This is a genomic window from Streptomyces klenkii, from assembly GCF_003626645.1.
Taxonomy (GTDB): Bacteria; Actinomycetota; Actinomycetes; order Streptomycetales; family Streptomycetaceae; genus Streptomyces; species Streptomyces klenkii.
In genome coordinates, this window is the sequence record NZ_RBAM01000001.1 from 86,118 (window position 1) to 109,925 (window position 23,808).

Here is a 23,808-nt window from a genome sequence, read left to right on the forward strand (position 1 = left end):
TTATACGGCCCACGACTCTCCTACAACTGCCCCTAGGGTTCTCCTTAGTGATGCTCACCGGCCGCCGGTCTCCGCGCGGCGCCGTCGCGTACCCCGTCCGTTTGGGATTCCCCTAGACCTGATCCCGTACCACGCCGGAATCGCGCTCACTGTGCCGAAACTAGGGTCACACCGCACCGCCATGTGCGCGGTGCCTTTTCGTTCTCTGTGTGGGTGGGTGGAGCGCAATATGGTCGAGTCCGGGCTCAACGGAACGGGGAATCGGGCCGGTTCGGCTTCGGAGGCTTCGGGCGTTTCGGAAGCTTCGGCGGCGCCGGAGGCTGCGGTCAACGGCATGAGCGACGGCACGGGCGAGGGCATGGTGGACGGCATAGCCGTCATCGGTCTGGCCTGCCGGCTGCCGGGGGCCGCCGATCCGGCCGCCTTCTGGCGGCTGCTCAGCGAGGGCACGGACGCCGTCACCGACGTCCCCCCGGACCGCTGGGACGGGGCCGCCGTGGCCGACGCCGACCCGTCCGAGCCGGGCCGGACCGACATCCGCCGGGGCGGGTTCATCGACCGCATCGGCCACTTCGACGCCGGGTTCTTCGGGCTCTCGCCCAAGGAGGCCGCGGCCATGGACCCGCAGCAGCGGCTCGTCCTGGAGCTGGCCTGGGAAGCGCTGGAGGACGCGCACGTGCGCGCCGGGACCCTGCGCGCCACCCGCACCGGCGTGTTCGTCGGCGCCATCTGGGACGACTACGCGACCCTGCACTACCGCTCCGGGCTCACGGCCATCTCCCCGCACACCGTCACCGGCCTGCACCGCAGCATCATCGCCAACCGGGTCTCGTACTTCCTCGGCCTCAACGGCCCCAGCCTGACCGTGGACTCCGGCCAGTCCTCCTCCCTGGTCTCGGTCCACCTGGCCTGCGAGAGCCTCCGCAAGGGCGAGTCGACGATCGCCCTCGCGGGCGGCGTGAACCTCAACATCGTGCCCGAGAGCACCCTGGGCGCCGCCAAGTTCGGCGGCCTGTCCCCGGACGGCCGCTGCTTCACCTTCGACTCCCGCGCGAACGGCTACGTCCGCGGTGAGGGCGGCGGCATCGTCGTCCTCAAGCCGCTGGCCCGGGCGATCGAGGACGGAGACCCGGTCTACTGCGTCATCCGCGGCAGCGCCGTCAACAACGACGGTGGCGGCGACGGGCTGACCGTCCCCTTGCAGTCCGGGCAGGAGCAGGTGCTCCGGCTCGCCTACGAGCGGGCCGGGGTCGACCCCGCCCACGTCGGCTACGTGGAACTGCACGGCACCGGCACCAAGGTCGGCGACCCCATCGAGGCGGCCGCGCTCGGCGCGGTCCTCGGCACGGGGCGCGAGCCCGGCCGGCCGCTGCGGGTCGGCTCGGCCAAGACCAACGTCGGCCACCTGGAAGGCGCCGCCGGCATCACCGGCCTGCTCAAGGCCGCCCTGTCGCTGCGCCACCGCGCACTGCCCGCCAGCCTCAACTTCGAGACCCCCAACCCGGCGATTCCCCTGACGCGGCTGAACCTCCAGGTGCAGACCGAGCACGCCGCGTGGGAGGCCGGGGACGACGACCGCCCGCTGCTCGCGGGAGTCAGCTCGTTCGGCATGGGCGGCACCAACTGCCACATCGTGCTGGCGGAACACCAGGCGGAGACGACGCGTACGGGGACGGGTTCCCGTACGGATACGGGTTCGCGTACGGGTACGGATGCGGGTTCGCGTACGGGTACAGGAGCGGAGACGGGTACGGGGACGGTCACCGGCCCGGTCCCGTGGCCGCTGTCCGCCAAGACCGCCTCCGGGCTGCGCGCCCAGGCCGCCGCCCTCCTCGCGCACACCGAGGCCCACCCCGGCCTCTCCCTGCCCGACGCCGGCTGGTCGCTCGCCACCGGCCGCACCGCCTTCGAACACCGGGCCGTCGTCGTGGGCGAGGACCGCGACGACTTCCTGCGAGCCCTGCGCGAGCTGTCCACCGGCGGAATCGACGCCGCACTGACCACGGGCCGCACCGGCCCGCGCGGCAAGCTCGCCTTCCTCTTCTCCGGCCAGGGCAGCCAGCGGGCCGGCATGGGCCGCGAACTGGCCGAGGCCTTCCCGGCGTTCACCGCCGCGCTCGACGAGGTGTGCGCGCACCTCGACCCGCGGCTGCCGCGGCCGCTCCGCGAGGTCATGTTCGCCCCCGAGGGCTCCGGGACCGCGGCCGAACTGGACCGGACCCTCTACACACAGACCTCGCTGTTCACCGTCGAGGTTGCCCTGTTCCGGCTGCTGGAGAGCTGGGGCATCACCCCTGACGTGCTCATGGGCCACTCCATCGGCGAACTCGCCGCCGCGCACGTCGCCGGCGTCCTCTCGCTCGCCGACGCCTGCGAGCTGGTCGCCGCGCGCGGCCGCCTGATGCAGGAGCTGCCCACCGGCGGCGCCATGATCGCGGTCCAGGCCGCGGAGGACGAGGTCCGCGCCCGCATCGGCGACCGCACGGAGCGCGTGAGCATCGCCGCGCTCAACGGCCCCGACTCCGTCGTCGTCTCCGGCGACGACGACCTCGTCACCGAGATCGCCGACGCCTTCGCGGCCCTGGGCCGCAAGACCAGCCGGCTGCGGGTCAGCCATGCCTTCCATTCCCCGCACATGGAACCCATGCTGGCGGAGTTCCGCCGGGTGGCCGAAGGCCTGACCTTCCACGCCCCGCGCATCCCGATCGTGTCCAATGTGACAGGCCGGCTGTCCGAGGAGCCCGCGGAATACGAGGGCCGCACGGCCGCGTACTGGGTCCGCCACGTCCGCGACGCGGTCCGGTTCGCCGACGGCGTCGCCCGCCTCGACGAGCAGGGCGTCCGCACGTACCTGGAGCTCGGCCCCGGCGGCGTGCTGACGTCCATGGCCCGCTCCGGCGCCGACGGCGATGCCCTGTTCGTTCCCGCCCTGCGCGCCCGCCGCCCCGAGGCGCAGGCCCTGCTGGCAGCGGTCGCCTCGCTGCACGTCCACGGCCTGGAGCCGGACTGGACCGCCCTGTTCGGCGGGCGGGACGCACGCCGCAAGGTCGCGCTCCCCACGTACGCGTTCGAGCGGCAGCGGTACTGGCTGGACGGCGACACCGCGTCTGCCGCCACCATGTCTTCCGCCACCACGTCTGCCGGCACCACTACGGCCTGGGCGCCCGCTCTCCCGCAGCCGGAAGCGGCCGCGGGCGACACCGGTACGGAGCGCGCGCCCGTCGGCGCCCTCGGACAGCGGCTGGCCGGCCTGCCCGAGGCCGAACGCGACGAAGCCGTACTCGACCTGGTCCGCGCGCACATCGCGGCTGTCCTGGGACACTCCGACACCCGCCGGGTCGAGACCGAGTGGACGTTCAAGGACCTCGGCTTCGACTCGCTCAGCTCGGTGGAACTGCGCAATCAGCTCGGCGAGGCCACCGGGCTGCGCCTGCCCAGCGGGCTGCTCTTCGACCACCCGACGCCCGCCGCGCTCGCCCGCCACCTCGGCGCGGAAGCCCTGGGCGAGGCCGCGGCGTTCTCCGCGGCCGGCATGCCCGGGACGCCCGGTACGGCGGCCGACCCCGACGAGCCCATCGCCATCGTGGCCATGAGCTGCCGCCTCCCCGGCGGAGTGAGCTCGCCGGAGGACCTGTGGCGGCTGGTCGCCTCCGGCGGTGACGCCATCACCGGATTCCCGGCCGACCGCGGCTGGGACCTCGAAGGACTCTACGACCCCGAGCCCGGCACCCCCGGCAAGTCCTCGACACGGCAGGGCGGCTTCCTGCACGAGGCGGCCGAGTTCGACGCCGGATTCTTCGGCATCAGCCCCCGCGAGGCCGCGGCCATCGACCCGCAGCAGCGCCTGGTCCTGGAGACCGCGTGGGAGGCGTTCGAGCGCGCCGGCATCGACCCGGCCACGCTGCGCGGCAGCCGGGCGGGCGTGTTCATCGGCGCGACGGCACAGGACTACGGCCCCCGGCTGCACGAGCCGGTCGACGGCATCGAGGGCTACCTGCTCACCGGCACGACCACCAGCGTCGCGTCGGGCCGCGTGGCCTACTCGTTCGGCCTTGAGGGCCCCGCGGTCACGGTGGACACGGCGTGCTCGTCGTCCCTGGTCGCCCTGCACCTGGCCGTCCAGTCGCTGCGGAGCGGCGAGTGCACGATGGCCCTGGCGGGCGGCGTGACCGTGATGTCCACGCCCGGCATGTTCGTGGAGTTCAGCCGCCAGCGCGGCCTGTCGGCCGACGGCCGGTGCAAGGCGTTCGCGGCAGGCGCGGACGGTACGGGCTGGGCCGAGGGCGTCGGCATGCTGCTCGTGGAGCGGCTCAGCGACGCCCGGCGCAACGGCCACCAAGTGCTGGCAGTGGTGCGCGGCAGCGCGGTCAACCAGGACGGTGCGTCCAACGGTCTCACGGCCCCGAACGGCCCGTCGCAGCAGCGCGTGATCCGGCAGGCCCTGGCCTCCGCCGGACTCGCGCCGGCCGACGTCGACGCGGTGGAAGCGCACGGCACGGGCACGCGACTCGGCGACCCGATCGAGGCGGAAGCCCTCATCGCGGCCTACGGGCAGGGGCGGGACGGCGACCGGCCGCTGTGGCTGGGCTCGCTCAAGTCCAACATCGGCCACACGCAGGCAGCGGCGGGCGTGGCCGGTGTGATCAAGATGGTCATGGCGATGCAGCACGGTGTGCTGCCGCAGACCCTGCACGTGGACGAGCCGACGCCGCACGTGGACTGGTCGGAGAGCGGCGTACGCCTGCTGACCGAGGCGGTGGAGTGGTCCGCGAGCGACGTGCCGCGGCGCGCGGCGGTGTCCTCGTTCGGCATCAGCGGTACGAACGCGCACGTCATCGTCGAGCAGGTGCAGACGAGCGAGGAGCCCGCCGGGGAGACGGCCGCTGCGGGTCCGGTGCCGTGGGTGCTGTCGGCGAAGAGCGAGGCGGCGCTGCGGGACCAGGCGGTGCGGCTGCTGTCCTTTGTGGGGGCTGAGGGTGCCGAGGTTCGGCCGATCGATGTCGGCTTCTCGCTGGCTACGTCGCGTGCGGTGCTGGAGCGGCGTGCGGTGGTCGTGGGCGAGGACCTTGCCGAGCTCCGGCGGGGCCTGGAGGCGGTGGCTTCGGGCGCTGCTGTGGTCGGCGGTGCCATCGGGGGCAAGGTCGGGTTCTTGTTCTCGGGGCAGGGGTCGCAGCGGATCGGGATGGGACGTGAGCTGTACGCGGCGTACCCCGTCTTTGCCGCGGCTTACAACGAGGTGTGTGCGCTGCTCGATGCGCCGGTCGATGTCGATGCGGAAACGCTTCACCAGACCGGGTGCACCCAGCCTGCGTTGTTCGCTGTTGAGGTGGCGCTGTTCCGGCTGTTGGAGTCGTTCGGTATCCGGCCGGATTACGTGGCTGGTCACTCCGTAGGTGAGATCGCGGCCGCGCACGTGGCTGGGGTGTTGTCGCTGGAGGACGCGGCGAAGTTGGTGTCGGCGCGTGCCGCGCTGATGCAGGCGCTTCCGGCCGGCGGGGCGATGGTCGCCGTGCAGGCGACTGAGGATGAGGTGCTGCCGCACCTGACGGAGAACGTCGGCATTGCTGCCATCAATGGGCCGCAGTCCGTAGTGGTTTCCGGCGCCGAAGATGCCGTGCTGAAGATCGCTGAGGTCTTCAAGGAGCAAGGCCGTAAGACCTCGCGTCTGAAGGTCAGTCACGCGTTCCACTCGCCCCTCATGGACCCCATGCTGGAGGAGTTCACCGAGGTCGTCGGCGCTCTGACCTTCAGCGAACCGCAGATCCCCGTGGTCTCCAACCTCACCGGCCGTCTCGCCGAGCCGTACACCCCGGAGTACTGGGTCCAGCACGTCCGCGATGCCGTCCGTTTCGCCGACGGCGTGCAGACCCTGCACGACCTGGGCGTGACGACCTTCGTGGAGATCGGCCCCGGCGGCGTCCTGAGCGCCCTCGCCCAGGGTTGCCTGGACGACGGCATTGTCACTATCCCTGCCCTCCGCGCCGATCGCCCCGAGCCGTACGCGTTCGTCACCGCCGTCGGTCAGCTCCACACCCACGGCATCTCCCCGGACTGGCAGGCCCTGTTCCCCAGCGCCCGCCGCATCGACCTGCCCACCTACGCCTTCCAGCGCGAGCGCTACTGGCTCGACGTGCCCCAGGCAGCAATCGCTGGCGCCCCGGAGGCGATGGACGCCGAGTTCTGGGACTCCGTCGAGAGCGAGGACCGTGCCTCTCTCAGTGCGCTCCTGGGGCTGGCCCCCGACGCCCTGGACGTGGTCGGGCCCAAGCTGTCCGCCTGGCGCCGGCAGCGGCGCGAGCAGTCCACCGCCGACGGCTGGCGCTACCGGATCACCTGGCAGCCCCTCGGCAACATCGAGGGCGCTGCTCCGTCGGGAACCTGGCTCTACGTGGTCCCCGAGGAGACCGCATGGACCGCGGCGATCCACGCCGGACTCACGGAACTCGGCGTCGAGCTCGTACCGCTCGTCCTGGGCGAGGACACTGACCGCGACTCCCTGGCCCAGGCCCTGGCCGAGGCCGGGCACGGTCAGGCCGACGGCATCGTGTTCGCCGCGGCAGGAGCTGCGGCAGAGACCGCGGCAAGAACGCAGCCCGGGCCGGACGCCCTCCACCGGCTCGTCCTGCTCGTCCAGGCCCTCGGCGACGCCGGCATCGAAGCCCCGCTGTGGTGCCTGACCGCCGGCGCGGTGTCGACCGGAGCCTCCGACCCGCTCACCGACCCCGCCTCGGCCCGGCTCTGGGGCCTCGGCCGGATCGTCGCCCTGGAGCAGCCGCAGCGCTGGGGCGGGCTCATCGACCTGCCCGCCGTACTCGACTCCCGCTCCCTGGAGCGGCTGGCCGGCCTGCTGGCGCAGGCCGACGAGGACCAGCTCGTCGTACGCGCCTCCGGCGTGTCCGGACGCCGTCTCGTCCGCGCACCGCAGAGCGCGGCACAGGTCGACGAGCCGTGGTCGCCGCGCGGCACCGTGCTCGTGACCGGTGGTACGGGTGCGCTCGGCGGGCACGTGGCCCGCTGGCTCGCCGGGGCCGGAGCCGAGCACCTGCTGCTCACCAGCCGCCGCGGGCCCGAAGCCCCCGGCGCCGCCGAACTCAAGGCGGAGCTGGAGGATCTGGGCGCCCAGGTCACGCTCGCGGCGTGCGACGCGGCTGACCGCGACGCCCTCGCCGCGCTGTTCGACCAGCACACCGTCAACGCCGTGGTGCACACCGCGGGCGTGCTCGACGACGGCCTGGTCGAATCGCTCACGCCCGAGCGCCTCGACCACGTGCTGCGCCCCAAGGTGGACGCCGCGCTCCACCTGCACGAGCTCACCCGCGACCGCCACGACCTCGACGCCTTCGTCCTCTTCTCCTCGATGACCGGCGTCTGGGGCAACGGCGGCCAGGGCGCCTACGGTGCCGCGAACGCCTTCCTCGACGCCCTCGCCGAGCACCGCCGTGCCCAGGGCCTGCCCGCGCTAGCCGTCGCGTGGGGCTCCTGGGCGGACGGAGGCATGGCCGACGGCGCCGCCGGCGACCACCTGCGGCGGCGCGGCGTCCGCGCGATCGCGGCCCTGCCCGCGATCTCCGTGCTGCACGGCGCGCTGACCCACGGCGAGACGTCCGTGACCGTCGCCGACGTGGACTGGGACCGCTTCGTCCCGGCCTTCGCCGGCACCCGCCCCTGCCTTCTGCTCCAGGGCGTGCCCGAGGCCCGTAAGGCCCTCGAAGCGCGCGCCCAGGCCGCGCAGAGCGCCGAAGTGCCCGCGTCCGCGCTGGTCCAGCGCCTCCTGGGCGCGGCGCCGGGGGAGCGGGACCGCACCCTGCTGGACCTGGTCCGTGAGCAGGCCGCCACGGTGCTCGGCCACGCGGGCAAGGGCGCCTTCGACGCCGACCGGACGTTCCGCGAGACCGGCTTCGACTCGCTCACCGCCGTCGAACTGCGCCACCGGCTCAACACGGCCACCGGCCTCAAGCTGCCCACCACCCTCGTCTTCGACCACCCGACCCCCACCGCCCTCGCCCGCCACCTGCGCGAGGAGCTCCTCGGCCGGCACGAGCAGGGGGCGGAGGCCGCGCAGGCGACGGCCGCCGCCGCGACCGACGAGCCCCTCGCGATCGTCAGCATGAGCTGCCGCTTCCCGGGCGGCGTCCAGTCGCCGGAGGACCTGTGGGAGCTGCTCCGCTCCGGCCGCGACGCGGTCTCCGGCTTCCCCACCGACCGCGGCTGGGACATCGACTCGCTCTACGACCCCGACCCCGACCGGTCCGGCCGCACGTACGCGCGTGACGGCGCCTTCATCGACGGCGCCGACCGCTTCGACGCCGGCCTCTTCGGGATCTCGCCGCGCGAGGCGCTGGCCATGGACCCGCAGCAGCGGCTGCTGCTGGAGACCGCGTGGGAGGCCTTCGAGCGCGCCGGCATCGCCCCCGCGTCCGTCCGCGCCAGCCGGACCGGTGTCTTCATCGGCACCAACGGCCAGGACTACGCCAACGGGCTGCGCAACGCGCCCGAGGAGATCGAGGGTTACGCGCTCACCGGCAAGGCGGCCTCGGTCGTCTCCGGCCGCATCTCGTACACGTTCGGCCTCGAAGGCCCGGCCGTCACCATCGACACGGCGTGCTCGTCGTCGCTCGTGGCCCTCCACCTCGCCGCGCAGGCGCTGCGGAGCGGCGAGTGCACAATGGCCCTGGTCGGTGGCGTGACCGTCATGACCACGCCGGACCTGTTCGTGGAGTTCAGTCGCCAGCGCGGCCTGTCGCCCGACGGCCGCTGCAAGGCCTTCGCGGCCGGTGCCGACGGCACGGGCTGGGGCGAGGGCGTCGGCCTGCTGCTGGTGGAACGGCTGTCCGACGCCCAGCGCAACGGCCACGAAATCCTCGCCGTCGTACGCGGCAGCGCCGTCAACCAGGACGGTGCCTCCAACGGCCTCACCGCCCCGAACGGCCCGTCGCAGCAGCGTGTGATCCGCCAGGCCCTGGCCTCGGCCGGGCTCACGCCCGCCGACGTGGACGCGGTGGAGGCGCACGGCACGGGCACCAAGCTGGGCGACCCCATCGAGGCGCAGGCGCTCCTCGCCACGTACGGCCAGGAGCACTCCGACGACCGGCCGGTGTGGCTGGGCTCGGTCAAGTCCAACATCGGTCACACGCAGGCCGCGGCGGGCGTCGCCGGTGTGATCAAGATGGTGCTGGCGATGCAGCACGGCATGCTGCCGCAGACCCTGCACGTGGACGAGCCGACCGCGCACGTGGACTGGTCGGCGGGCGCGGTGCGGCTGCTGACCCAGCCCGTGGACTGGCCCGGGACGGCCGGCCCCCGGCGCGCCGCGGTGTCGTCCTTCGGGATCGGCGGCACCAACGCCCACACGATCATCGAGGAGGCGCCCGCCGTTACGGCCGCGGCCGAGCAGGTGGGGGGGCACCGCCCGGTGCCCGTGCCGTGGGTGCTGTCGGCGAAGAGCGAGGCGGCGCTGCGGGCACAGGCGGAACGCCTGCTGGCCTTCGCGGCGGATGACGTGTCACCGGTCGACGCCGGATTCTCGTCGGCCACGACGCGAACGGCGCTGGAGCACCGCGCCGCGGTGATCGGCACCGACCCGGCCGAGCTGCGGGCGGGGCTGGAGGCCCTTGCCGCGGGCGAAGCGGCGGCGAACGTCGTTGCGGGACGCGCGCACTCGGCGGACAAGGTCGGGTTCTTGTTCTCGGGTCAGGGCTCGCAGCGCCTCGGGATGGGGCGCGAGCTGTACGCGACGTACCCCGTCTTCGCCGTGGCGTACGACGAGGTGTGCGCACTGCTGGACGCGCCGGTCGACGTCGACTCCGAGGAGCTGCACCAGACCGGGTCTACGCAGCCTGCGCTGTTCGCTGTTGAGGTGGCGCTGTTCCGCCTGCTGGAGTCGTGGGGTGTGCGGCCGGATTACGTGGCCGGTCACTCGGTGGGCGAGATTGCGGCCGCTCATGTGGCGGGCGTGCTGTCGCTGGAGGACGCGGCGAAGCTGGTGTCGGCGCGGGCCGCGCTGATGCAGGCGCTGCCCGCGGGCGGTGCGATGGTCGCCGTGCAGGCGACCGAGGAGGAAGTACTCCCGCACCTGACCGATCAGGTCGGCATCGCGGCGATCAACGGCCCGCGGTCCGTGGTGGTTTCCGGCGCCGAGGACGCGGTCACCGCAATTGCTGAGCTCTTCAAGGAGCAGGGCCGTAAGACGTCCCGCCTGAAGGTCAGCCACGCGTTCCACTCGCCCCTCATGGACCTCATGCTGGACGAGTTCGCCGGCGTCGTCGGCGGTCTGACCTTCCACGAGCCGCTGATTCCGGTGGTCTCGAACCTCACCGGCCGTCTCGCCGAGGCGTACACCCCCGAGTACTGGGTCCAGCACGTCCGTGAAGCGGTCCGCTTCGCCGACGGCGTCAAGACCCTGCACGACCTGGGCGTCACGACCTTCGTGGAGATCGGCCCCGGCGGTGTCCTGAGCGCCCTCGCCCAGGGCTGCCTCGACGACGACGTCGTCACCGTCCCCGTACTCCGCGGCGACCGCCCCGAGCCGCAGGCGATCACCACCGCGTACGCCCAGCTGCACGTCAGCGGCGTCGAAGTGGACTGGCACGCCTTCTTCCCCGGCGCCCGGCGCGTCGACCTGCCCACCTATGCCTTCCAGCGCGAGCGCTACTGGCTCGACGCCCCCGCCTCCGCAGGTGACATGCGTGCCGTGGGCCAGGGCGAGCCCGGTCACCCGCTGCTCGGCGCCGCCGTGCCGCTGGCCGACGGCGACGGGCACCTGCTCACCGGCCGGCTCTCCGCGCACACGCACCCGTGGCTGGTGGACCACGCCGTCAACGGCGTCGCCATCCTGCCGGGCACCGCGTTCGTCGAGCTGGCGATCACCGCCGCCGACGCCGTGGGCTGCGACCTGCTGGAAGAACTGACCCTGGAGACACCGCTGCTCGTCCCCGCGCGCGGCGGCGTCGCCCTCCAGGTGCGCGTCGGCGCCGACGACGGCACCGGCCGCCGGCCGCTGACCGTGCACTCGCGGACCGACGACGGGGAGCGGGCCGGGTACGCGCACGAGGACGAGTCCGAGCGCGTGTGGGTCCGGCACGCCTCCGGCTCCCTGGCCGTCGCCACGGGCCCGGTGGACGGTTCGCTCGCCGCGTGGCCGCCCGCGGGCGCGGAGCCGGTCGACGTCGACGGGTTCTACGACCGGCTCGCGGGCATGGCGCTCGACTACGGCCCCGTCTTCCAGGGCCTGCGCGCCGCCTGGCGCAGCGGGGACGACTTCTACGCCGAGGTGGAACTGCCCGGCGCGGAGCGGACGGACGCGAGCGCGTACGGTCTGCACCCCGCCCTGTTCGACGCCGCCCTGCACACCGTCTGGCTGGGGGCGGTCGAGCCCGAGGCCGGGACGGGCAACGGGCTGCTGCCCTTCGCCTGGAGCGGCGTGCGCCTGGCGGCCGCCGGAGCCTCCGTCCTGCGCGTGAAGGTCTCGCGCGCCGGCACCGGCACCTCCACGGTGGCGCTGGTGCTGGCCGACGGCACCGGCGCGCCGGTCGCGCAGGTCGACGCCCTGACGCTGCGCCCGGTCCCCGCCGACCAGTTGCGCGCCGGTTCCGGCAGCGACGACTCGGTCTTCGGCCTGGAGTGGGCACCGCTCACCTTGCCGCCCGTGCCGGACGGCTTGAGGATCGAGACGTACGAAGACCTCGCCGCGCTGCGGGCCGCTGACTCGTCGGCGGATGCCGGAGCCGGAGCTGAGACCGGAGCCGTGGCCGACGCCGTGGTTGTGCCGTGCCCGGCAGGGTCCGGCCCGGACACCGCTGTTCGGGTCCGCGAGGTCGCCCATGCCGTGCTGGAGCTGGTGCAGTGGTGGCTGGCCGAGGAACGCCCGTCGCGCCTGGTGCTGGTGATGCGTACGGGTGACCTGGCTCAGTCGGCGGTCCGCGGACTGGTGCGCTCGGCACAGACCGAGAACCCCGACCGCATCATGCTGGTCGAGACCGATGCTGATCTCGATGTCTCTCTTGCCGGGCTCCTGCCCGCCCTGCCCGCCCTGCCCGCCCTGCCTGCCCTGCCTGCCCTGATCGCCTCCGGTGAGCCGCAGGCCGCGGTGCTCGCGGGCGAGGCCCGGGTGCCGAGGCTGGTCCGCATCGCCGCGCCGGACGCGGAGACGGGGACGGAGCTTCCCGACCTCGGTTCCGGCACCGTCCTGCTGACCGGCGCGTCCGGCGGGCTGGGCGGCCTGTTCGCCCGGCACCTGGTCGCTGAGCACGGCGTTCGCAGCCTGCTGCTCGTCAGCCGCCGCGGCGGGGACGCGCCCGGTGCCGCCGAGCTCGCCGCGGACCTGGCCGCGCAGGGTGCCGACGTCACCTGGGCCGCCTGCGACGTGGCCGACCGCGACGCCGTCCGTGAACTCCTGGCCGGGGCCGGGCAGAGCCTGTCCGCGATCATTCACACCGCCGGCGTCCTGGACGACGGAATCATCGGTTCGCTGACTCCTGAGCGGCTGGACGGCGTGTTCCGCCCCAAGGTGGACGCGGCGCTGAACCTGCACGAACTGGCCGGTGAGCTGTCCGGTGAGCTGTCCGCGTTCGTGGTCTTCTCCTCCGTGGCGGGCACCCTCGGCACGCCGGGCCAGGGCAACTACGCCGCCGCCAACACCTTCCTCGACGCCCTCGCCGAGCACCGCCGTGCCCAGGGCCTGCCCGCCACCTCGCTGGCGTGGGGCCTGTGGGCGCAGGACACCGACAGTGCGATGACCGGCGGCCTCGACCACACCGATCTCACGCGCATCAAGCGCATGGGCCTCGCCGCGATCCCGCCGGCCGCCGGCCTGCGGATGTTCGACGCGGCCCTGGCCGCCGGGCGGGCGGCGGTCGTCCCGATCCGGCTCGACACCTCCGCCTTCCGCGACGGGCAGGGACAGCCCGTACCGGCGGTGCTGCGCGGACTGGTCCGGGTCGCGCCGGCCCGGCGCGCGGCAGCGGCGGCGAAGGCGGCATCGTCCTCCCTCGGGCAGCGGCTGGCCGGGCTGCCGGAGGCCGAGCGCGAGCAGGCGGTGCTGGACCTGGTCCGCACCGAGGTCGCCGCGGTGCTCGGGCACGCCGGCGCACAGGCGGTCGGCGCGGACGACTCGTTCAAGGACATCGGGTTCGACTCGCTGACCGCCGTCGAACTGCGCAACCGGCTCAACGCGGCCGTCGGCATGCGCCTCCCCGCCACACTGATCTTCGACTACCCGAACCCGCTCACCCTCGCCCGCTTCCTCACCGCCGAAGCCGCGGGCTCCGGCGAGGCGGCGGCCGTGCCGGCAACCGTCTCCACGGCGACCGGCGGGGCGGACGAGCCGATCGCGATCGTGGGCATGGCCTGCCGGTACCCCGGCGGCGTGCAGTCGCCCGAAGACCTGTGGCAGCTGGTGTTCTCCGGCCGCGACGCGGTGTCGGGCTTCCCCACCGACCGCGGCTGGGACGTCGAGAAGCTCTACGACCCGAACCCCGACCAGTGGGGCACCAGCTACACCCGGGAGGGCGGCTTCCTGCACGAGGCGGCCGACTTCGACGCCGAGTTCTTCGGGATCTCGCCGCGCGAGGCGCTGGCGATGGACCCGCAGCAGCGGCTGCTGCTGGAGACGTCGTGGGAGGCGTTCGAGCGGGCCGGCATCGACCCGGCCTCGGTACGGGGCAGCAGGACCGGCGTCTTCGCCGGCGTGATGTACCACGACTACGGCGGGCGCGTGCACACCTCGCCGGCAGGCCTTGAGGGCTACCTCGTCAACGGCAGCGCGGGCAGCGTCGCTTCGGGCCGCGTCTCGTACACGTTCGGGCTGGAGGGCCCGGCCGTCACGGTGGACACGGCGTGCTCGTCGTCCCTGGTGGCGCTGCACCTGGCGACCCAGGCGCTGCGGAGCGGCGAGTGCTCGATGGCGCTCGTCGGCGGTGTCACGGTCATGGCCGGCCCGTCCGTGTTCGTGGAGTTCAGCCGCCAGCGCGGCCTGTCGGCCGACGGCCGGTGCAAGGCGTTCGCGGCCGCTGCGGACGGCACGGGCTGGGCCGAGGGCGCGGGCATGCTGCTCGTGGAGAAGCTGTCGGATGCCCGGCGCAACGGGCACAAGGTGCTGGCGGTGGTTCGCGGTACGGCCGTGAACCAGGACGGCGCGTCCAACGGCCTGACCGCCCCGAACGGTCCGGCACAGCAGCGGGTCATCCGGCAGGCGCTGGCGAACGCCGGGGTGTCCTCGGACCAGATCGACGCCGTGGAAGCGCACGGCACGGGTACGAAGCTGGGCGACCCGATCGAGGCGCAGGCCCTGCTCGCGACGTACGGGCAGGAGCGCGCCGAGGACCGGCCGCTGTGGCTGGGCTCGCTGAAGTCCAACATCGGGCACTCGCAGGCCGCGGCCGGTGTCGGTGGCGTGATCAAGATGGTGATGGCGATGCAGCACGGTGTGCTGCCGCAGACCCTGCACGTGGACGAGCCGACGCCGCACGTGGACTGGTCGGCGGGCGCGGTGCAGCTGCTGACCGAGGCCGTGGAGTGGCCTGCGGGCGACGCGCCACGGCGGGCAGCGGTCTCCTCGTTCGGCGTGAGCGGTACGAACGCGCACGTGATCGTGGAGCAGGCGCCTGCTGTGACGGCGGAGTCCGCCCCGGCTTCGGACGCCGGCCCGGATGCGGTGGTGCCGTGGGTGCTGTCGGCGAAGAGCGAGGCGGCGCTGCGGGATCAGGCGGTGCGGCTGCTGTCCTTTGTGGGGGCTGAGGGTGCCGAGGTTCGGCCGATCGATGTCGGCTTCTCGCTGGCCACTTCGCGTGCGGTGCTGGAGCGGCGTGCGGTGGTCGTGGGTGAGGACCTTGCTGAGCTCCGGCGGGGCCTGGAGGCGGTGGCTTCGGGTGCTGCTGTGGCTGGCGGTGCTGTCGGGGGCAAGGTCGGGTTCTTGTTCTCGGGTCAGGGGTCGCAGCGCCTCGGGATGGGACGTGAGCTGTACGCGGCGTTCCCGGTGTTCGCGGCGGCTTACGACGAGGTGTGCGCGCGGCTGGGTGCCCCGGTGGACGTTGACTCGGAGGAGCTGAACCAGACCGGGTCGACGCAGCCTGCGTTGTTTGCTGTTGAGGTGGCGCTGTTCCGCTTGCTGGAGTCGTTCGGTATCCGGCCGGATTACGTGGCCGGTCACTCGGTGGGCGAGATTGCGGCTGCTCATGTGGCGGGTGTGTTGTCGCTGGAGGATGCGGCGAAGTTGGTGTCGGCGCGTGCTGCGTTGATGCAGGCGCTGCCGGCGGGCGGGGCGATGGTCGCCGTGCAGGCGACTGAGGATGAGGTGCTGCCGCACCTGACCGACCAGGTCGGGATCGCGGCGATCAATGGGCCGCGGTCCGTGGTGGTTTCCGGCGCGGAGGACGCTGTGCTGGCCATCGCCGAGGTCTTCGTACAGCAGGGTCGTAAGACCTCGCGTCTGAAGGTCAGTCACGCGTTCCACTCGCCCCTCATGGACCCGATGCTGGAGGAGTTCGCCGAGGTCGTCGGCGCCCTGACCTTCAGCGAGCCGCAGATCCCCGTGGTCTCCAACCTCACCGGCCGCCTGGCCGAGCTGTACACCCCCGAGTACTGGGTCCAGCACGTCCGCGAGGCCGTGCGCTTCGCCGACGGCGTCCGGACCCTGCATGACCTGGGCGTGACGACCTTCGTGGAGATCGGCCCCGGCGGCGTCCTGAGCGCCCTCACCCAGGGCTGCCTCGACGACGGCATCGTCACCATCCCCGCCCTCCGCACCGACCGCCCCGAGCCGTACGCGTTCGTCACCGCCGTCGGTCAGCTCCACACCCACGGCGTCTCCCCGGACTGGCAGGCCCTGTTCCCCAGCGCCCGCCGCGTCGACCTCCCCACGTATGCCTTCCAGCGCGAGCGCTACTGGCTCGATGTGCCCCAGGCTCCTGGTGACGTCCGGGCCGCCGGCCTGGGGGCGGCGGACCACCCGCTGCTCGGCGCCGCGATCGCGACCGCCGACAGCGACGGGGTGCTGCTCACCGGCCTGCTCTCCCTCGACTCCCACCCGTGGCTCGCCGACCACGCCGTGAACGGGACCGTTCTGCTGCCCGGCACCGCGTTCGTCGAGCTGGCGGTCAGGGCGGGCGACGAGGCCGGCTGCGGCTGGATTGAGGACCTCACGCTGGAACTTCCCCTGGTCGTGCCGGAGCGCGGCGCCGTCACCCTTCAGGTGGCGGTCGGCCCGGAGGACGAGTCGGGCCGGCGGCAGCTGAGCGTGCACTCGCGCGTCGAGGACGGTTCCTGGGTGCGGCACGCGACCGGTGTGCTGTCCTCGGCAGAGGCGCCGCCCGCCACGGACATCGGCACCTGGCCGCCCACTCGCGCGGAGGCCGTCGACCTGACGGAGTTCTACGCGGGCATGGCCGCCGCCGGCCTGGACTACGGTCCGGTCTTCCAGGGCCTGCGCGCGGTGTGGCGCGGCGGAGAGGACGTCTTCGCCGAGGTCGAACTGCCGGAGGACGCAGCTGCCGACGCGGCTTCGTTCGCCCTGCACCCGGCGCTGCTGGACGCCGCTCTGCACGCCCTCGCCGCCGGCGGGCTGGTCTCGCTGGACGACGGCCCCGCCCTGCCGTTCGCATGGTCCGGTGTGGCCGTTCAGGCAACCGGCGCGGCCATGGTGCGGGTGAAGCTGTCGCGGACGGGCACCGGCTCGATGACGCTGACCGTGGCCGATGGCGCGGGTGGCCTCGTGGCCTCGGTCGAGTCGCTGTCGCTGCGTGCCGTATCGGCGGAGCAGTTGCGCGGTGCGGGCGACGGCGGCAGCCCGCTGTTCGGGCTGGAGTGGACGCCGCTCGCGCTGCCCTCCGACCCCGCCACGCTGGTGATCGAGTCCGTCGCGGACTTCGGCGCGCTGCGGGAGTCGGAAGCGACGGCGGACGTCGTAGTCGTCCCGTGCCCGACGGGTTCTGAGACGGACAACGACAACAACGACAACACAGCCGCCCGGGTCCGTGAAGTCACCCATGCCGTCCTGGCGCTGGTGCAGTGGTGGCTGGCGGAGGAGCGTCCGGCGCGGCTGGCACTGGTGATCCGTCCTGGCGATCCGGCCCATGCCGCGGTGCGGGGTCTCGTACGGACCGCGCAGTCGGAGAACCCGGATCGGATCGTGCTGATCGAGGCCGAGACTGAGGACATCCAGGAAGCAATCCGCGTACTGCCCACCGCGATTGCCGCCGGTGAGCCGCAGTTCGCGGTGCGCGGCCAGGACGCCCTCGTGCCGCGCCTGGCGAAGCTCACCGGAGCCGGAGCCGGAGACGCCTCCGGCACGGTGGACACGGCGGACTTCGGCGCCGGCCCCGTCCTGCTGACCGGTGCGTCCGGTGCGCTGGGCGGGATCGTCGCCCGGCACCTGGTCGCCGCCCACGGCGTCCGCAGCCTGCTGCTGCTCAGCCGGCGCGGCGCGGAGGCCCCCGGCGCGGTCGAGCTGGAAGCCGAGCTGGCCGCGTGGGGCGCCGAAGTGCGCTGGGCGGCCTGTGACGTGGCCGACCGCGACGCCCTCGCCGCCGTGCTCGCCGAGACGCCGGTGACGGCCGTCGTGCACACGGCCGGCGTCCTCGACGACGGCGTGATCGCCGCGCTGACCCCGGAGCGCATGGACGCGGTGCTGCGCCCGAAGGTCGACGCCGTCCTGAACCTCCACGAGCTGACGAACGACCTGTCGGCGTTCGTGGTCTTCTCCTCGGTGTCCGGAATCCTGGGCAGCGCCGGGCAGGGCAACTACGCGGCGGCGAACACGTTCCTCGACGCCTTCGCCGAAGCCCGCCGCGCCCAGGGCCTGCCCGCGACCTCGCTGGCCTGGGGCCTGTGGGAGCAGGGCAGCGGCATGGCCGACCGGCTCGACCAGGCCGACCTCACCCGCCTCAAGCGGGTGGGCCTGGCCCCGATAGCCGTCGACGAAGGACTGCGGCTGTTCGACGCGGCGCTGGCCCTGGACCGGGCGACCGTCGCCCCCCTGCGGCTGGACCTCAGTGGCCTGCAAGGCACGGTGCCTGCGGTGCTGCGAGCGCTGCGGGGCCCCGTACGGGGCACGGCGCGGCGTGCGGCGCAGACCGCACCGAAGGGAACGCTGGGACAGCGGCTGGCCGGGCTGCCGGAGGCCGAGCGCGAGCAGGCGGTGCTGGACCTGGTCCGTACCGAAGTCGCCGCCGTGCTCGGGCACGCCTCCGTCCAGGCCGTCCAGCCGGAGCACGCCTTCCAGGACGCCGGGTTCGACTCGCTCACCTCGGTGGAACTGCGCAACCGCCTGAACACGGCGACCGGGCTGCGGCTCCCCGCGACCATGGTCTTCGACCACCCCACGCCCACCGCGCTCGCCCGCTTCCTGCTGGCCGAGACGCTGGGCGTCCAGGAGGAGTCCGAGGCCGCGGTCGCCGCGGTCGCCGGCACGGACGAGCCGATCGCGATCGTGGGCATGGCCTGCCGGTTCCCCGGTGACGTGCGGTCGCCCGAGGACCTGTGGCGCCTCGTCGCGTCCGGCGGCGACGCGATCTCCGGGTTCCCCGAGGACCGCGGCTGGGACGTCGAGAACCTCTTCGACCCCGACCCCGACCGCTCCGGCAAGTCCTACGTGCGCCACGGCGGCTTCCTGCACGAGGCGGCCGACTTCGACCCGGCCTTCTTCGGGATCTCGCCGCGCGAGGCGCTGGCGATGGACCCGCAGCAGCGGCTGCTGCTGGAGACGTCGTGGGAGGCGTTCGAGCGGGCCGGCATCGACCCGGCCACGGTGCGGGGCAGCAGGACCGGCGTCTTCGCCGGCGTGATGTACCACGACTACGGCGGGCGGGTGAAGACGGCCCCGGACGGCATGGACGCCTACCTGGGCAGCGGCAGCGCGGGCAGCATCGCCTCGGGCCGCGTCTCGTACACCTTCGGCCTCGAAGGCCCGGCCGTCACGGTCGACACGGCCTGCTCGTCCTCGCTCGTCGCCCTGCACCTGGCGACCCAGGCGCTGCGCACCGGCGAGTGCTCGATGGCCCTGGTCGGCGGCGTCACCGTCATGGCGACCCCCTCGACCTTCGTCGAGTTCAGCCGCCAGCGCGGCCTGTCCGGCGACGGCCGGTGCAAGGCGTTCGCGGCCGGCGCGGACGGCACGGGCTGGGCCGAGGGCGCGGGCATGCTGCTCGTGGAGAAGCTGTCGGACGCCCGGCGCAACGGGCACAAGGTGCTGGCGGTCGTCCGTGGCACCGCGGTGAACCAGGACGGTGCGTCGAACGGCCTGACCGCCCCGAACGGTCCTTCGCAGCAGCGCGTGATCCGGCAGGCCCTGGCGAATGCGGGCCTGTCCTCGGACCAGGTCGACGCGGTCGAAGCGCACGGCACGGGCACGCGGCTCGGCGACCCGATCGAGGCGCAGGCGCTCATCGCGACGTACGGGCAGGAGCGCGCCGAGGACCGGCCGCTGTGGCTGGGCTCACTGAAGTCCAACATTGGCCACTCGCAGGCCGCTGCGGGCGTCGGTGGCGTGATCAAGATGGTGATGGCGATGCAGCACGGTGTGCTGCCGCAGACGCTGCACATCGACGAGCCGTCGCCCCACGTGGACTGGTCGGCCGGCGGCGTACGGCTGCTGACCGAGGCGGTGGAGTGGCCGGCGAGCGGCCTGCCGCGCCGCGCGGCGGTGTCGTCCTTCGGCATCAGCGGCACCAATGCCCACGTGATCGTCGAGCAGGCGCCCGAGGTGGCGGAGGAGGCCCCGGCAACGGGCGCCGGTCCGGATGCGATTGCCGCGCCGTGGGTGCTGTCGGGCAGGACCGAGGCGGCGCTGCGGGCACAGGCGGAGCGTCTGCTGTCCCTCTCGAACGCGGACACGGCCACTGATCTGCGGTCGGCCGACATCGGCTTCTCGCTCGCCACCACGCGCTCGGCGATGGAGCACCGGGCCGCCGTGGTGGGGGAGAGCCGGGACGAACTCCTGGCCGGGCTCCGCGCGCTGGCCGCGGGTTCCCCGTCCGCCCGGGTCGTCCTGGGCGAGCCGGGCGCCGGAGGCAAGGTCGGATTCCTGTTCTCGGGCCAGGGCTCGCAGCGGATCGGCATGGGGCGTGAGCTGTACACGGCGTTCCCGCTGTTCGCGGCGGCGTACGACGAGGTGTGCGCGCTTCTGGACGCGCCGGTGGATGTCGACTCCGAGGAGCTGAACCAGACGGGGTCGACGCAGCCCGCGCTGTTCGCCTTCGAGGTGGCGCTGTTCCGGCTCCTGGAGTCGTTCGGCATTCGGCCGGACTACGTGGCCGGTCACTCGGTGGGCGAGATCGCGGCTGCTCATGTGGCCGGGGTGCTGTTGCTGGAGGATGCGGCGAAGTTGGTGTCGGCGCGGGCTGCGCTGATGCAGGCGCTGCCCGCGGGCGGTGCGATGGTCGCCGTCCAGGCGACCGAGGACGAGGTGCTGCCGCATCTCACCGACCAGGTCGGGATCGCGGCGATCAACGGGCCGCAGTCCGTCGTGGTCTCCGGTGCCGAGGAGGCGGCCGTCGCGATCGGCGAGACTTTCAAGCAGCAGGGTCGTAAGACCTCCCGCCTGAAGGTCAGCCACGCTTTCCACTCGCCGCTGATGGACCCGATGCTGGACGAGTTCGCCGAGGTCGTCCGCGGTCTGACCTTCCAGCAGCCGCGGATCCCGGTGGTTTCCAACCTCACCGGCCGTCTCGCCGAGGCGTACACCCCTGAGTACTGGGTCCAGCACGTCCGGGAGGCCGTGCGCTTCGCCGACGGCGTGCGGACCCTGCACGACCTGGGCGTGACCACCTTCGTGGAGATCGGCCCTGGCGGCGTCCTGAGCGCCCTCACGCAGGGCTGCCTGGACGACGGCATCGTCACCGTCCCCGCCCTCCGCACCGACCGCCCCGAGCCGCAGGCCGTCGCCACCGCGCTCGGCGAGCTGTACGTGCACGGTGTCTCTCCGGACTGGCAGGCGCTGTTCCCCGGTGCCCGTCGCGTCGACCTGCCCACGTATGCCTTCCAGTACGAGCGCTTCTGGCTCGACGCACCCGAGGAGTTCACCGGCAGCGCCGCTGCCACCGGACTCGGCCTGGGTGCGGCCGAGCACCCGCTGGCGGGTGCGGCGGTCGCGCTGCCCGGCGCCGGAGGGTTCCTGGTCACCGGGCGGCTCTCGCTCAAGACCCACCCCTGGCTCGCCGACCACACGGTCATGGGCAGCGTGCTGCTGCCGGGCACCGCGCTCGTGGAACTGGCGGTGCGCGCGGGCGACGAAGCCGGCTGCGCACAGATCGAGGACCTGACGCTGGAAGCGCCGCTGGTCGTCCCGGAGCGCGGCGGCGTGGCCGTACAGGTGTGGGTCGGCGCCGAGGAGGAGGAGCCGGGCAGGCGCGCGCTGAGCGTGCACTCGCGGCTGGAGGACGCACCGGACGACGCGCCGTGGGTGCGGCACGCGGTCGGCTTCCTGACGGACGCGCTGCCCGAGCCGCCGCACGGTACGGACCTCGTCGGCGCGTGGCCGCCGGAGGGCGCGGAGGCCGTCGACCTGACGGCGTTCTACGAGGGCCTGGCCGGACTCGGCCTGGGCTACGGCCCGGTCTTCCAGGGCCTGCGGGCGGTGTGGCGCAGCGGGGACGACGTCCTCGCCGAGGTCGCCCTGCCCGAGGGCACGGAGGCGGGCGCGTTCGCCCTGCACCCGGCGCTGCTGGACTCGGCGCTCCACGCGATCGGCGCGGGCGGGCTCGTGCCCGTCGAGGACGGGCCGCTGCTGCCCTTCGCCTGGTCCGAGGTGAGTGTCCGGGCCGCCGGGGCGGCGGCGCTGCGGGTCAAGGTCTCGCGGACGGGCACTGACGCGGTGTCGCTGACCGTGACCGATGCCGCGGGTGGCCTGGTGGCCACGGTCGGCTCGCTGTCGCTGCGGCCGGTGTCGCGGGAGCAGCTGCTCAAGGCCGGCGGCTCCGGCAGGCGTGGCGACGACTCGCTGTTCGGTCTCGCCTGGCAGCCGCCGGCTCTCCCCGAGGCTGCGGCCGGGCTCGACGTTCGGCGATACGCGGACCTGGCCGACCTCACCGCCCAGACGGCCCTTCCTGACGTCGCGGTCGTGCCGTGCCGGGCAGCATCCGGATCCGGTACGTACTCCGCCTCCGCCTCCGCCGAGCAGGTGCACGCCGTCGCGGCTGAGGCCCTGGAGCTGGTGCAGTGGTGGCTGGCGGAGGAGCGTCCGGCGCGGCTCGCGCTGGTGACGCGTCCTGGCGATCCGGCTCACGCTGCCGTGCGGGGTCTCGTACGGTCCGCGCAGTCGGAGAACCCGGACCGGATCGTGCTGGTCGAGGCCGAGGCCGAGGACATCGAGGAAGCAATCCGCGTACTGCCCGCCGCGATTGCCGCCGGTGAGCCGCAGTTCGCGGTGCGCGGCCAGGACGTCCTCGTACCGCGCCTGACGAAGGCCGCTGCCGATGACGCCGTCACCCCGGGCCTCGCCGACGGCACCGTCCTCGTGACCGGCGCCTCCGGCTCGCTGGGTGCGCTCGTCGCCCGGCACCTGGTGTCCGAGCACAAGGTGCGCCGGCTCCTGCTGGCGAGCCGCCGGGGCGCGGAAGCCCCCGGTGCTGCCGAGCTGGAGTCCGAGCTGGCGGCGTGGGGCGCCGACATCACCTGGGCGGCGTGCGACGTGGCCGACCGGGACGCCGTCTCCGCAATGCTGGACGGCCTCGGCGACCATCCGCTGTCGGGCGTCGTGCACACCGCGGGTGTTCTCGACGACGGGGTCATCGCCTCGGTCACGCCGGAAAGGCTGAGGGAGGTCTTCCGGCCCAAGGTGGACGCCGTGCTGAACCTGCACAACTGCACCCGGGGAATGGACTTGGCCGCCTTCGTCCTCTTCTCGTCCGTCGCCGGACTGGTCGGCAGCGCCGGCCAGGCGAGCTACGCGGCGGCGAACTCCTTCCTCGACGCGTTCGCGGCGCACCGCCGCGGTGAGGGCCTGCCCGCCGTTTCGCTGGCCTGGGGCGTGTGGGAGCAGTCGGGTGCGATGACGGACGGCCTCGCCGAGGCCGACCGGGCGCGGATGGCGCGCAGCGGCGTGCTGCCGCTGCCGCCGGAGGAGGGCCTGCGGCTCTTCGACGCGGCACTGGCCTCGGAGGAGGCGGTGCTGGCCCCGGTCCGCATCGACACCGGTGCGCTGCGTGCCGGTGAGGCGCCCGCGGTGCTGCGCGCTCTCGTGCCGGCCGCGGCCCGGAGGACCGCGCAGGTCGCTGCCGCGCCCTCCGCGTCCTCCCTGACCGACCGGCTGGCCGCCCTGCCGGAAGGCGAGCGGGACAAGGCCGTCGAGGACCTGGTCCGGGCCGAGGTGGCCGCGGTCCTGGGCCACGCGTCGGCCCACGCGGTACGGCCGGAACAGGCCTTCCAGGACCTGGGGTTCGACTCCCTCACGGCCGTCGAACTGCGCAACCGGCTGAACAAGGCCACCGGGCTGCGGCTCCCCGCGACCCTGGTCTTCGACTACCCGACACCCGCTCTCCTGGCCCGGCACGTGCTCACGGAGACGGCCGGGGTCGCCGAACCAGCCCTAGTGGATTCCCTACTTGCTGACCTGGACAGGGTCGAACAAGAATTGGTCACGAAGTTGTCAGAGGGTGATGCTCGCGACCGGATCCTGTCAAAGCTCCAGGCCGTATTGGCGATTGCCGGTGAATCCGGCAAGGCGCCGGTAACAGAAGGCACTGGAACGGGCAGCGATCTGGAATCGGCCACGGACGACGAAGTATTCGATCTGCTCGGCAAGGAATTCGGGATCTCCTGACCGTTTCCGGTTCCGGTGAGTCCCGGTGACCCCTTGCCGAATTCCGCAAAGTCTTCGCA

The 23,808-nt window shown here is 73.4% G+C and carries 1 protein-coding gene; it reads left to right on the plus strand.

The features are described from left to right. Window positions 1-334 precede the first annotated feature (334 nt). Window positions 335-23,749 (plus strand): type I polyketide synthase, encoded by a 23,415-nt coding sequence (locus D7231_RS00410; protein ID WP_241999485.1) that lies wholly within the window; start codon window positions 335-337, stop codon window positions 23,747-23,749. Window positions 23,750-23,808: the final 59 nt, after the last annotated feature.